The 12369-nt window shown below is 33.3% G+C and carries 9 protein-coding genes and 3 pseudogenes; 5 read left to right on the top strand and 7 right to left on the bottom strand.

Translation table 11 applies throughout. The annotated features are described in order from the left end of the window. The 3 genes and pseudogenes from ABDW27_RS00060 to ABDW27_RS00050 form a co-directional block, all read right to left on the bottom strand. Positions 1 to 125 (bottom strand): annotated as a pseudogene (locus ABDW27_RS00060) (aspartate kinase); the annotation flags it as partial. Between the two features lie 117 nt (positions 126 to 242). Next, positions 243 to 613: pseudogene (locus ABDW27_RS00055) on the bottom strand (YraN family protein). Between the two features lie 142 nt (positions 614 to 755). Continuing rightward, positions 756 to 1655 (bottom strand): LD-carboxypeptidase, encoded by a 900-nt coding sequence (locus tag ABDW27_RS00050; RefSeq protein ID WP_343694034.1) that lies wholly within the window; start codon positions 1653 to 1655, stop codon positions 756 to 758. Between the two features lie 212 nt (positions 1656 to 1867). On the opposite strand from ABDW27_RS00050, the gene ABDW27_RS00045 reads away from it, so the two are divergent. The 3 genes from ABDW27_RS00045 (at position 1868) to ABDW27_RS00035 (ending at position 4062) form a co-directional block, all read left to right on the top strand. Next, positions 1868 to 2965 (top strand): endonuclease/exonuclease/phosphatase family protein, encoded by a 1098-nt coding sequence (locus ABDW27_RS00045; RefSeq protein ID WP_343694033.1) that lies wholly within the window; start codon positions 1868 to 1870, stop codon positions 2963 to 2965. A gap of 104 nt (positions 2966 to 3069) precedes the next feature. Beyond that, the gene (locus tag ABDW27_RS00040; protein WP_343694032.1) at positions 3070 to 3609 is read left to right on the top strand and encodes a 3-hydroxyanthranilate 3,4-dioxygenase; all 540 of its coding nucleotides are present in this window, start codon (positions 3070 to 3072) and stop codon (positions 3607 to 3609) included. A gap of 141 nt (positions 3610 to 3750) precedes the next feature. Next, on the top strand, positions 3751 to 4062 hold the full coding sequence (locus ABDW27_RS00035; RefSeq protein WP_343694031.1) for a hypothetical protein: 312 nt from the start codon (positions 3751 to 3753) through the stop codon (positions 4060 to 4062). A gap of 336 nt (positions 4063 to 4398) precedes the next feature. Here the strand turns inward: ABDW27_RS00035 and ABDW27_RS00030 are convergent, their stop codons facing one another. After that, positions 4399 to 5358 carry a 3',5'-cyclic-nucleotide phosphodiesterase gene (locus tag ABDW27_RS00030; protein WP_343694030.1) on the bottom strand — a complete coding sequence of 320 codons (960 nt, stop codon included), beginning with the start codon at positions 5356 to 5358 and terminating at the stop codon, positions 4399 to 4401. A 183-nt stretch (positions 5359 to 5541) separates the two neighbouring features. Here ABDW27_RS00030 and ABDW27_RS00025 point away from each other — a divergent pair, with 183 nt between their 5' ends. Together ABDW27_RS00025 and ABDW27_RS00020 are read left to right on the top strand one after the other, a co-directional pair. After that, the gene (locus tag ABDW27_RS00025; protein WP_343694029.1) at positions 5542 to 7095 is read left to right on the top strand and encodes an aldehyde dehydrogenase family protein; all 1554 of its coding nucleotides are present in this window, start codon (positions 5542 to 5544) and stop codon (positions 7093 to 7095) included. 103 nt (positions 7096 to 7198) lie between these two features. Next, the gene (locus ABDW27_RS00020) at positions 7199 to 7948 is read left to right on the top strand and encodes a hypothetical protein (protein ID WP_343694028.1); all 750 of its coding nucleotides are present in this window, start codon (positions 7199 to 7201) and stop codon (positions 7946 to 7948) included. 62 nt (positions 7949 to 8010) lie between these two features. Here ABDW27_RS00020 and ABDW27_RS00015 read toward each other — a convergent pair whose 3' ends face one another. The 3 genes and pseudogenes from ABDW27_RS00015 to ABDW27_RS00005 form a co-directional block, all read right to left on the bottom strand. After that, entirely contained in the window at positions 8011 to 10770 is a 2760-nt protein-coding gene (locus ABDW27_RS00015) for a T9SS type A sorting domain-containing protein (RefSeq protein WP_343694027.1), read from the bottom strand. A 436-nt stretch (positions 10771 to 11206) separates the two neighbouring features. Next, positions 11207 to 11980 (bottom strand): Bax inhibitor-1/YccA family protein, encoded by a 774-nt coding sequence (locus ABDW27_RS00010; RefSeq protein ID WP_343694026.1) that lies wholly within the window; start codon positions 11978 to 11980, stop codon positions 11207 to 11209. 159 nt (positions 11981 to 12139) lie between these two features. Then, positions 12140 to 12369: pseudogene (locus ABDW27_RS00005) on the bottom strand (NADH-quinone oxidoreductase subunit N); the annotation flags it as partial.

Raw genomic sequence — 12369 nt, 5'->3', positions numbered from 1 at the left:
TTTTCAAGCTCGGTCATAATGTTCCGAGAAAGAGAAGTCAGGTTGATAATCCCGAGAGATAAAGCATTTAAAAGAAAGGGTTTTGTTTTGATGTAATTTTCGACGATGGAAGAAACGGTTTTCATAATTTTTTTCTTTTTTTTGTAACGTAATTGGGTTGGTTTAGTTAATTTGATGTTATAATTCTTTGCAAAGATAAATAAAAAAACAAATTGTTACAATTATAACAATAAAAAATTATGTTAAAAATGATAAAATGCGTCTGTAAGATGTTCAATTGCAAATGATTCCCCGTTTTTATGGATCGCAACGATGTCAAAACGAATATTTAAATCGTCACAAAAATCCTTTTCCCTATAGTTTATGTAGGCATTTACTGCTTTTATTAGGAGTTGAATTTTTTTGGCTTCACAAAATCCTGCGGAGAACCAAAATCTAAACTCGATCTTGTCTTCACTTCTACGATTGCCAAAACTTCATCTTTTTGTGCAATAATATCTATTTCGGCTTTTTGAAAAACCCAGTTTCTTTCTAAAATTTCATACCCATTTTCTTCGAGATGATTTACTGCAAGTTCTTCTCCTTTTTTGCCAAGTTCGTTATGTTCTGCCATGTTTAGTTTTTCAGTCTCAGTGACGGTTTTCAGTTTCTTAAAATAAAAAACGCAAAGGCACAAAGAATTAAACTTTGCGGCTTTGCGTCTCTGCGAGATTTTATGTGTGGTATTTAAGAGACTTTCTTAAATTGAATTGTTGTTATTTCTGAAAAGTAACCGTACTTCCAGCTGCATTTACATCAATAGAAATAGTACTTCCCATAACTAAAGCGCGATTATCCTGAATATGCCCGGCTGGGAAATTAAAGATTACCGGAATATTGTATTTTTTGGTAACATCGTCAATAATTTCAAGAGCATTTTTCCCCCACGGAACTTCGTTGTCTTTCATTTTCGTCATTCCGCCAATAATGATTCCTTTTAAATTTTCGATGCAGCCATTGCGTCGTAAATTCATCATCATACGATCAATATGATAAAGATATTCATCTAAATCTTCGATAAATAAAATCTTATCCTTGCAGTCAATTGCCGATGGAGAACCTAATAAACTATATAAAATAGAAAGATTTCCTCCAACTAATTCACCAGTTGCTTTACCAAAACGATTCATGCTGCTTGGTTCAATAGAATAGGAAAGAGGTTCGCCAAACAAACTTGATTTCATAGAACTAATCGCTGCCGCAGTTGCACGTGGAATTGTAACCGGCATAGCCCCATGAATCGATTTATAACCCATTGTATTTAAATGATTGTGTAAAACCGTTACGTCGCTAAAACCGATAATCCATTTTGGGTGTTGTTTGAATTTTGTAAAATCCAACAGATCCAGCATTCTCACAGTTCCGTAACCGCCGCGAACGCACCAAATCGCTTTTATATTTGGGTTATCTAATTGTTTTTGAAAATCGGCAGCACGCTGTTCGTCAGTTCCGGCCAATTGATGATAATCAAGTCCAATTGTACTGCCAATAACAGCTTCTAAACCCCAGCTTTTAAGCAAATCTATTGTAGGTTTTAAGTTGTCGTCGATATTTTTTCTGGCCGTTGCCAAAAGAGCTACAGTATCTCCTTTTTGTAAATAAGGTGGTGTTATCATGTTTTGTTGGGATTGACAGTTGAATGATTGTAAAGCAAAAATAAGAAATGCCAGTTTAGCACGATTAAAATATTTTGTGATAGTAAGGAAGCTTTTCATAATATCTTTTGCTTATTTGAATGTTGAGATTAACAAATATAAATTATTTACTCAAGTAAATTATTGAAAATTCTTACAATTTATTTAAATTGAGCCCTTAAATTTTTAAAGTTATGCAAATTATTAAATTTCACTTTTGTTTACTCGCCTTTTTTATAATTTCTGTCTCAACTGCACAATCAAAAAAATATATAATCCATACCGCAGCATTTTACAATTTCGAGAATCTTTTTGATATCAATAATGATCCAAATAAAAATGATGACGAATGGACTCCAACAGGCGCTCAGCATTGGACAAAAGAAAAATACGAACAAAAACTAAAAAATCTTTCCAGAGTAATTGCTGAAATTGGAACTCCTGAAAATTCAAATGCTCCAGTATTATTAGGCTGTTCCGAGATTGAAAACAGAGGCGTTCTCGAAGATTTAATAAAACAAGAAAAGATTTCCGGATACGATTACGGAATCATTCATTTTGATTCGCCGGATCAACGTGGAATTGATGTTGCGCTTTTGTATCAAAAGAAATATTTCAGACCTACTTCTTACTCAAATATTCCGTTGTTGATTTACAAAAACAAAGCAATTCTTGAGGAAAATAACAATGAAGATTTAGGCGATGTTGAAATCAAAATTGATACTAAAAACCGAGTTTTTACGAGAGATCAGCTTTTGGTTACCGGTTTTTTAGAAGATGAAGAAATACATATTATAGTGAATCACTGGCCTTCAAGATCTGGCGGAGAAAAAGCCAGTAATCCTTTTCGGGAAGCAGCAGGAAGATTGAACAGAAAAATTATAGATTCTTTACAGCAAATAAATCCAAATGCGAAAGTACTAACCATGGGAGATTTAAATGACGGACCTTTTAATAAAAGCTTAAAAATTGCATTGGGAACAAAAGCAAAAAAAGCGGACGTTCCTGAATTTGGCGTTTATAATCCTTTTGAAGAAATGGCTGAAAAAGGAATGGGAACTTTAGCCTTTAGAGATTCCTGGGATATTTTTGATCAAATCATAATCACGAAACCTTTTATTGAACCTGATTTTTCCAGTTATAAATTTTGGAAAGCGGGCATTTTCAAGAGACCTTATTTAATTCAGACTTCTGGAAGATATAAAGGTTATCCGTTGCGGAATACTTTAACAGAAGCAGGTTTTAGCGATCATTTTCCGGTTTATATTTATTTGATAAAAGAAAAATTGTAGAGACGCACCGCAGTATGTCTCGCTTGTATAATCAAAACCTATAAGACGCACTGCGGTGCATCTCTACAAATTCATTATCTTAGCTACTCACAAATTTTGAAAAAATGGCTATAGCTAAACCATTCAATCTTACTAAATGGATTGAAGATAACCGACACTTACTAAAACCACCAGTTGGAAATAAAAATCTATATGTAGACTCAGGCGATTATATCGTAATGATTGTTGCCGGACCAAATGCCCGAAAAGATTATCATTATAATGAAACCGAAGAGCTTTTTTATCAGTTAGAAGGAAGTATAAAAGTTGTAATTCAGGAAGATGGCGAGCGTAAAGAAATGGAATTAAATGCTGGCGATATGTATTTGCATCCTGCCAAAATTCCGCATTCACCAGTTCGTTCCGAAGGTTCAATCGGATTAGTAATTGAGTGTAAACGTGCTGGAAAAGGATTTACAGATGGTTTGCTTTGGCATTGTGATAATTGTAATCATAAACTTTACGAGGTATATTTTGAATTGCATAATATAGAGAAAGATTTTCTGCCTCATTTTGAACATTTCTACAATTCAGAAGAATTAAGAACCTGCGATAATTGTGGAACTGTTATGGAAACGGATCCTAGATTTACGGCTAAGAAATAATCTTTTCATCAACTAAAATATTAAACCAGACAGGTTTTTAAGACCTGTCTGGTTTAATATTACTTTTTGTAAGAAATTATAATATTTACAATCGTTTTTGATATATATTTGTATCATAAATGAATTAAAAAATTCTCAATTATGATACAAGAGGTAATTGCATATAAAAATATAGTTGAAAATATTGAAGGTTTAATAGATAACTCTCCTTATAAAAAGAACTATATTATTGAAAAAATTGGGATACCCAGTCCAACATTTTATCGAAAATTAAAAACACAGTCTTTTACTCCTGACGAAGTTTTATCAATTGCAAAAATACTTTCTCCTGAAGAAAATTATATGTTGGAATTGAAGGCGGATATTGAGCAAGGAAAGTTGGATATAAAAAATGGAGACTTTATAACGCATGAAGAAATGTTGGATAAACTGAAGAGAAGAAATCTTATATAAATATATCTATTGGTTTTTGCCGATTATTATAAAAAGCAATCAATTCGATATAATCTTGTGTAGCTTCATAATATAATGTAATATTTCTCGAAATGACAATACTTCGACATTTCAATTTTGGATTATATTTTCAAAGCGAAGGATTATTTTCCAGCAAACTTATTATGTGTAAAACATCCTTGATGAATTTTTGAGCTATGAGCGGTGACCAAAAATGTTTAAGATAATTCTCAATAGTATAAAAGTTGTACTCTGCTTTTTTAGACCAAATAATCTTCATTGTAAATTTGAAATATCCACAAATTTATAAAAATAAACTTACATAAAGCTAAATTTTTACAACTCAAACTTTTTTCCTTGTTCCGGATAAATAAGCTTCAATCCCAAATCATTTTGAGCTTTTAACTCCTCTTTAATTTTAGCAATATTTTTAGCAGGAGGTTTTAAATGTGTAATAATAATTTTGAAATTATTTAAAGAACCTTTTCCAGCTAAATCCTCTAAAATATGAAGTTCTTTCATTAAATAATTTGGAGTTAAGTGTCCAAATAAAAATTGATCCGGCTGTTCATTTGGGAAAGAAACTTCAATAAAAATACCTTTCAATTGTTTATTCTGAACTAAAGGAGCAACTGCTGTCCATAGAGTTTTTAGTTTATCGCTTTTTTCAACAGAATCAGGTCCGGTATCTCCTAAATATAAAGCATAAGTCTCGTTGTTTTTAATTAAAAAAGCAGTGCTTTCAAAAGGATTTACGTGACTTAAAGAAAACGCTTTAACCGTCATTGTTGTGTTAGAAAGCGGCGTTTCTTCATTCAGATTTAAAGTTTGAAAATGATATTTTTTCAACGGAAATCCTACGCCTTTGTCCCCAAAATTAGCCCATGTTTGATCATTAAAATAATGGTTTTCCATCATTTCCATGCATTTTTGAGTGGCATAAACTGTTTTAGAAGAATCAGCAGGAGAGTTGATAATTAAGCCCGAAACATGATCTAAATGGGCATGCGAAATCAAATATCCTTTGATATATTTTCTTAAAACTTCGCTGGTTGAAACTTTAAACACTTTATTTTCAATAGCTTTTTCAATTCCGGCATTTACGGTTCCGGCATCCAGACAAATAAAATCTTTTGTATTAGAAGGAGCTATTAAATAAGCTGAGAGATTTTTTTCGTCGATTCCGCCTTTTATTCCTAAAGGCACAACCTGAAAAGAAGTTTTTTGTTCTTTTTGAGAAAATGCATTAAAAGAGATCAGAAGAAAACAAAGTAAAAGGTGGCGGAAAAAGTTCATATTTTAAAATTTTGAGAATACAAATTTCACCATTTTTACTGAATAATTAGCCATCCGTTTGCGTTAATACTTATAAAATAACGCTAAATTTACTTTGTTTTTAATAATTGAATTCAATTTGAAATTAATTCTAAAATAATATCTTTACATAAAAATATAACAATTTTAACTAAAAAAGTTACAATGACAACAATAGCATCACAATTTGGCATGAATGAAGCTCTGGAAAAACTAGGAATTAAACTGGTTAACGACGGAACTTCGACTGGAGTAGAGAGCTTTTCATCAGGTGAAATTTTAGATAGTTTTTCACCAGTAGATGGAAAATTAATTGCATCTGTAAAAACTTCAACGCTTGAAGATTATGAAAAAGTAATGCGTTCGGCAACAGAAGCTTTTAAAACATTTAGATTGATTCCGGCACCGCAGCGTGGTGAAATTGTTCGTCAGTTTGGAGAAAAATTACGTGAGAACAAAGATGCACTTGGTAAACTGGTTTCTTATGAAATGGGAAAATCATTGCAGGAAGGTTATGGAGAAGTTCAGGAAATGATCGACATCTGTGATTTTGCTGTTGGATTATCACGTCAATTGCACGGATTAACAATGCATTCTGAAAGACCTGGACACAGAATGTATGAGCAATATCATTCATTAGGAGTTGTTGGAATTATTTCGGCGTTTAATTTTCCGGTTGCAGTTTGGTCATGGAATACGGCCTTGGCGTGGATTTCAGGAGATGTCTGTGTTTGGAAACCTTCTGAAAAAACACCTCTTTGCGGAATCGCCTGCCAAAATATAATTGCTCAGGTTATTAAAGAAAATAACCTTCCGGAAGGGATTTCCTGTTTAGTAAACGGAGATTATCAAATAGGAGAATTGCTGACAAAAGACACAAGAATTCCGTTAATATCTGCAACAGGCTCTACCAGAATGGGTAAAATTGTAGCACAAACTGTTGCCGGAAGATTAGGAAAATCGTTATTAGAATTAGGAGGAAACAATGCCATTATTGTGACTCCGGATGCTGATATTAAAATGACTGTAATTGGAGCCGTTTTCGGAGCTGTTGGAACGGCCGGACAACGTTGTACTTCGACAAGAAGATTAATTATTCACGAAAGTATTTATGATAAAGTAAAAGAGGCGCTTGTCGCTGCTTATAAACAATTACGAATTGGAAATCCGCTTGATGAAAAAAATCATGTTGGACCGCTTATCGATACGCATGCTGTTGAACAATATGCAGTTGCTTTAAATAAAGTGGTTGCCGAAGGCGGTAAAATTCTGGTTGAAGGCGGAGTTCTTTCAGGACAAGGTTATGAAAGCGGCTGCTACGTAAAACCTGCGATTGCAGAAGCTGAAAATTCATTTGCTATTGTACAGCACGAAACTTTTGCACCCGTTTTATATTTAATTAAATATTCCGGAGATGTTGACAATGCTATCGAACTTCAAAATGGAGTTGCACAGGGATTATCTTCTGCAATTATGACAAACAATTTGAGAGAAGCTGAAAGATTTTTATCTGTAATAGGTTCTGACTGTGGAATTGCAAATGTGAACATAGGAACATCCGGAGCAGAAATTGGAGGTGCTTTTGGTGGTGAAAAAGAAACCGGAGGCGGACGTGAGTCTGGTTCTGATGCATGGAAGATTTACATGCGCCGTCAAACCAATACAATTAATTACACGACAAATCTTCCGCTGGCACAAGGAATTAAATTTGATTTGTAAAAGAAATAAATTCTCAAGAACCACTTTTTCCAGCTTTGGAAGAAGTGGTTTTTTATGCAAAATATATAGCAATTTTCCTAGATTTGTATTCAAACCCAAATAAATGAAACGTACATTACTCTTCTTTTTAATTGTAATTTTAGCTGTAAGCTGTAAAAAAGAAACGACAAAAGTTTCGGAAACTCAAAACCCAAAAACTGAAAAAATTTTCGACTCAGAATCCGTTGGAGAAGAAGAGGGAGAAATTTTTGATGACGGAACTCTTCCGGTTTTTCCTAAAACTGGAAAAAAAGCTCAGGATTTTGTATTAGAGCCGTATGAAATTCAATATGAAGAAGAAGGGCTTTTAGACGATGATCAGCTGAAAGATATTGTACTTGTTTTGCAAAACAAAAATGACAATACTGATGTTCGTGCTGTTTTAGTTTTGATTAAACAAAAAACAGGAGATTATATTTTAAAGGAAACATCCTGGCAGGCGTTAAATCCTGAATATTCTTATGAAGGAAATAAAATATACGATTATGAAAGTATAAGTATTGACAAAGATAGATTACTAAATATTACACTTAACGGAATTGGTCCGGTTGGAACGCTCGAAACCTGGTATAAATTTGTAGATAATCAATTGATTCTTGCTAAAATACATACTTTTAATATGGGAGCTGGTTCTCAAATATCTGTTGATTATGACTTAATTTCGGGTACTGCTGATATGGAACTTATTAATACAATGGTTGATAGTATGCCAAGTGCACACGAAACTAAAAAGTTTAAACTAGACAGAAAACAACTTTTTGCAGATGACAGCCCGGAAAGAGTTCTGAAAAAACTTCCAGCTACTGACTGGTAATTTTGATTGGTAAAATATTTAAAAAGGCTTCCTGTTTTTAGGAAGCCTTTCTCTTAAAATCTTTATTTCTTTATAATAATTTGATTTGAAGAACCATCAGCAGTAATAATTTTTGCTAAATATGTTCCTGATGCTAATTGGTTTAAATCAATATTTGTTTCTCCTTTGTGAGAAGTTTTTACAAGAACTCCCAAAACATTGTAAATAATTACTTTTTCTACTTTTTGGTTTTGATCAGATAAATACAAAATACCTGATACTGGATTTGGATATAAAAATGGTTTTTCATTTTCTGCTTCAATAACAGAATCTGCTTTAGCTATTTTCAGTGTTCCGCCACTATACACGGTACTCATGTAAAATAAATTTGCAGTATCTTTTTTGGTAATTGTGTGACTTCCTCCAGCTAACGAAACTGTTATAATACCATTTGTGGTCGTTCTATCTACATTATCAACTTTAATATTAGCTCCGGCTTCAACAAAAACCAGTGTTAATGTACTTGGCTGAGTAGTCGTGTAAGTGATACTTGTAGAAGATTCAATTTTCAAACATTGCGTTAAAGTCAAACCATTATAGGTTACAGTTCCTTTAGTAGTCGAAAGATTTCCTGTAATGCTGTAAAAGCTGCTTGTTTTTCCTGAAGTTGTAAAATTGTGAATTTCACTACCAGAAGTTCCTGTGTTTACTGTTATAGTTCCTGATGCAGTTGCAGCAGTTCCTGTTCCTGTAGTTGTTACTGAATACGAAACCGTAGCTGTTGGAGTTCCCGTAATTGTAATGGTTTTAGCTGAAGTATTTTTTACAAAAGTTAACCCAGATGCTGGTAATCCAGTTACGCTTGCATCTGTAGCAGTTCCGCCCCAGGTAAAAACAATTGAGTTTATAGCTGTTCCACTTGTAACGGTCTGACTGTTGTTATTAGTTGATGTTAAAGTTTGATTTCCAGCTGCATTAACTGTTATCGTTCCAGATCCTGTAGCTGGTGTTCCAGTGCTTCCTGTAGTAGCGATAGAATAAGTTACTGTTGCAGTTGGAGTTCCCGTAATTGTAATGGTTTTAGCCGAAGTGTTTTTAACAAAAGTTAATCCAGAAGCGGGCAGACCGGTTACAGCCGCATCAGTTGCATCTCCTCCCCACGTAAAAACAATAGTTCCGATAGCCGTTCCGCTTGTAACAGTTTGATTATTATTTGAAGTCGAAGTCAAAGTTTGATTCCCCGCTGGAGGATTTGTTCCATCCTGAACATACACTAAAGTAGTTTGGTAGTTTGTCAATGCCGTTTTTAATCCTGTAATTACAGCATCTGCAGTATCATCTACAGCATTATTAAAAGCCCATTGAAAATCACCTCCTGAAACGCGTCCTGCATATTGCATAACATTTGTTCTGGCTGTTTCAGGCGTATCTGGCGTATACGAATACATTATACTTGAATTAGTATCAAAGTTGTTATACGTTTTCGCACCTTTTTTTGATGTAATACTGCTGCTGATTGTTTCGTTTCGGCTGGCAGCTACATACGCATCAAACTCAACAGGATAGGTTGAAGCATTATAAGCTACAAAACGGGTCTGGCCGCTCATAGTATTGTTGAAAGCTTTTATAGTTCCCCCATCTTCACTAGAAAAAGTTCCGGTTGCTCCGTTGTAAACATCTGTTCCCTGCATTGATGTCAGCATTGGATATTTACAATTTCTAAAATAATTCGCTTCTACAAATACTGATGAACCAAGAGTTGACCCAACACCGTATTTAGAGTTTCCATCATAATAGTTGTTATAAACGTGAGCTGAATAATAACGCACACGCGGATGACGTGAATCTGAATGATCATACCAGTTATGGTGATAAGTTATATACAAGCCATCGGTGGTTCCTTCGCTTAACCCTAAAAGATTACATTTTCCTGAATCCCAAAAGTGGTTATATGAAAAAGTAATGTAAGTAGATTTTTTGCAATCTAAAGCTCCGTCGCCTTTAATCTGGTCAGCATCACTTCCTGCATCTCCATAGAAAAGATCACAGTTGTGTACCCATACATAATCATTATCTTGCTGTAAACCAATATTGTCTCCTTCGCTGCTGTCACAATTCATTGCGCCAATATTTCGTATCTCAATGTTTGAAGCGTTTTTTACTCGTATTCCCCAGCCATCAGCAACAGCATCATTTCCAATTCCTTCTAATGTCAGATAAGCTGAAGCATTTTTAGCGTTTTCAATAACAATATCGCCGCTCATCATATATGATAAATCGGTAATCTGGCCCACTATACGAATGATAAAAGGTCTTAAATCTTTCCCTTTTTTGTAGCCGTCAAGAATTGTCTGTAAACCAACACACGGATTTGTTGTAGCTCCGGTTACATTTAGAGAAACCGTATTTTTAGTTTGTTCAGTAACGTAGATAATTACGGCGTTGCTTTTAGGAGTTCCGTCTGCATTGTAAGCGCCAGGAACACGTGAATTAGAAAAAGCAAATCCAGATCGATCGTGAGCTTTTACTGTTAAAGTGCTGGTAGTTGTGCCCGTTCCTTCTACGCCAGAAATTACAGGTTTAATTTTTACAGTGTAAGATCCAGCTTTTAATCCCGGAATGTCAGCACGAAAATAAGTTCCGTAACTTCTAATAAGCTGATTGTCAATTTTTCTGTCGACAATTCCTTCCCCTGTATAATACACATTATACGTTTGGGCATTACTCACAGGCTGCCATTTTACAAACACAGATTCAAGCCATCCGCTTGCTTCATTAATTTGCTGTGACCAGGTTTGAACAGCAATAAAAAACACAGCCAGAAAAAGTAGGTTTTTTTTCATAATTGTTTAAGTTAGACGTTAATAAAAGTTTTTGTGGTTTTTTGTATTTATCGTTTACACAATAATTGTAATCGATTACACGAAATTATACAAAATTTTAATATTCTTATTTATATCGTCATAAAAAAACATATATGTAAAAAATATTGTAATTGTTTTGATTAAAATGTAATTTATTGCATTAATTGTAATTTATTACATGTTAAATACATTTGCGGAAAAGCTTTGTTTTATTGGTCTTCTAAAGGATTTAAAAATGATGTAATAATCAAATTTATCATTTTGTAACTTTTTCAGGTGTTTTTGTTAAAATTTATTTTTTATAAGAAAAAGATTTCTTTTTTAGAAGATTATTGTAAGTTTTAATAGTGATAAATCATAAAAAAAAGCCTTTTTGAATTTCAAAAAGGCTTTCAGTATTTAGTTAAGAAAGAAATTAATCTTTACTCGATAGTTTTGCTAATAATCTTAGGAATTCAATATACAACCAAACTAATGTAATCATTAATCCCATTGCACCGTACCATTCCATAAATTTTGGCATTTTTTGCTGCACTCCCTGCTCAATTAGATCAAAATCAAGAAATAAATTTAAAGCAGCTACAATAATAACAAATACACTAATTCCGATACTCATCATTCCATTTCCATAATGAACTGGAGTGAAGTTAAAAATTAATGAAGCAAGCCATGAAAATAAATAATAAGTTGCAATTGCCAGTGTTGCAGCAATAACGACAGATTTAAATTGTTCATTTACTTTAACAATTCTGAATTTATACAATCCAAGACATACTAAAAATGTCACTAAAGTTGCTCCAACTGCATTCATTACAATTCCAGGGAACCTAGCTTCAAATATTGCAGATATTCCTCCAATAAATAACCCTTCGAATAAGGCATATCCCGGCGCTAAATATGGAGAAGCTTGCGGTTTAAATGCAGAAATTAAAACAAGAATGAATCCAATTACAGCACCACCAATTGCAGGCAGCATAATATTCATCCCGTTAAATGCCATCCACCATGTTACCATAGCAGAGCCGCATAATATTAAAAATAAAATAGCTGTTTTATTTATAGTACCAGACAAAGTCATTTCCTGATTGTAATCAATAATCTTTGCTTCATGTACTTCTTCAGCTCTTGAAACAGCATTTGATGAAAAACGCTTGTTACTTAAAAAAGGATTTTTTGAATTAAAGGCCATAATTTATGCTTTTAGTGAACCCAAATATATGGAGTTTTTTCGAAGTCTATCGACTTATGCGAAAATTTTTAACATGAATTTTTCTTTTGAAAAAGTATATAAAATAAAAAATCCATCAAAAGAAACTCTTGATGGATTTTTTGTTTTTTTGATCTGATTTTATCTCAATAAATCTAAAACTAAAGATGGGAATAAACCTAAAGCAATATTTAAACCAATTGAAATTACAGCAACGGCATAAATAAGAAATGGTTTTCCTGTGCGCTCTTCATTTGGCTCTTTAGAATACATTGCTAAAATTAGTTTGAAATAGTATCCAACACTTATAATAGAGTTAATTACGGCTACGATTACGATTGCTACATAACCAGCGTGAAGCGCCTGATCAA

This window comes from Flavobacterium sp., from assembly GCF_039595935.1.
Classification (GTDB): Bacteria; Bacteroidota; Bacteroidia; order Flavobacteriales; family Flavobacteriaceae; genus Flavobacterium.
Note: the sequence above shows the minus strand (reverse complement) of the source record. Positions and strands in the feature narration are given on the sequence as shown.

Excerpts from the sequence above, each read along its gene's own strand:
- ABDW27_RS00050 (WP_343694034.1), bottom strand. The coding sequence starts at position 1,655 with ATGATAACACCACCTTATTTACAAAAAGGAGATACTGTAGCTCTTTTG.
- ABDW27_RS00045 (WP_343694033.1), top strand. The coding sequence starts at position 1,868 with ATGCAAATTATTAAATTTCACTTTTGTTTACTCGCCTTTTTTATAATT.
- ABDW27_RS00040 (WP_343694032.1), top strand. The coding sequence starts at position 3,070 with ATGGCTATAGCTAAACCATTCAATCTTACTAAATGGATTGAAGATAAC.
- ABDW27_RS00035 (WP_343694031.1), top strand. The coding sequence starts at position 3,751 with ATGATACAAGAGGTAATTGCATATAAAAATATAGTTGAAAATATTGAA.
- ABDW27_RS00030 (WP_343694030.1), bottom strand. The coding sequence starts at position 5,358 with ATGAACTTTTTCCGCCACCTTTTACTTTGTTTTCTTCTGATCTCTTTT.
- ABDW27_RS00025 (WP_343694029.1), top strand. The coding sequence starts at position 5,542 with ATGACAACAATAGCATCACAATTTGGCATGAATGAAGCTCTGGAAAAA.
- ABDW27_RS00020 (WP_343694028.1), top strand. The coding sequence starts at position 7,199 with ATGAAACGTACATTACTCTTCTTTTTAATTGTAATTTTAGCTGTAAGC.
- ABDW27_RS00015 (WP_343694027.1), bottom strand. The coding sequence starts at position 10,770 with ATGAAAAAAAACCTACTTTTTCTGGCTGTGTTTTTTATTGCTGTTCAA.
- ABDW27_RS00010 (WP_343694026.1), bottom strand. The coding sequence starts at position 11,980 with ATGGCCTTTAATTCAAAAAATCCTTTTTTAAGTAACAAGCGTTTTTCA.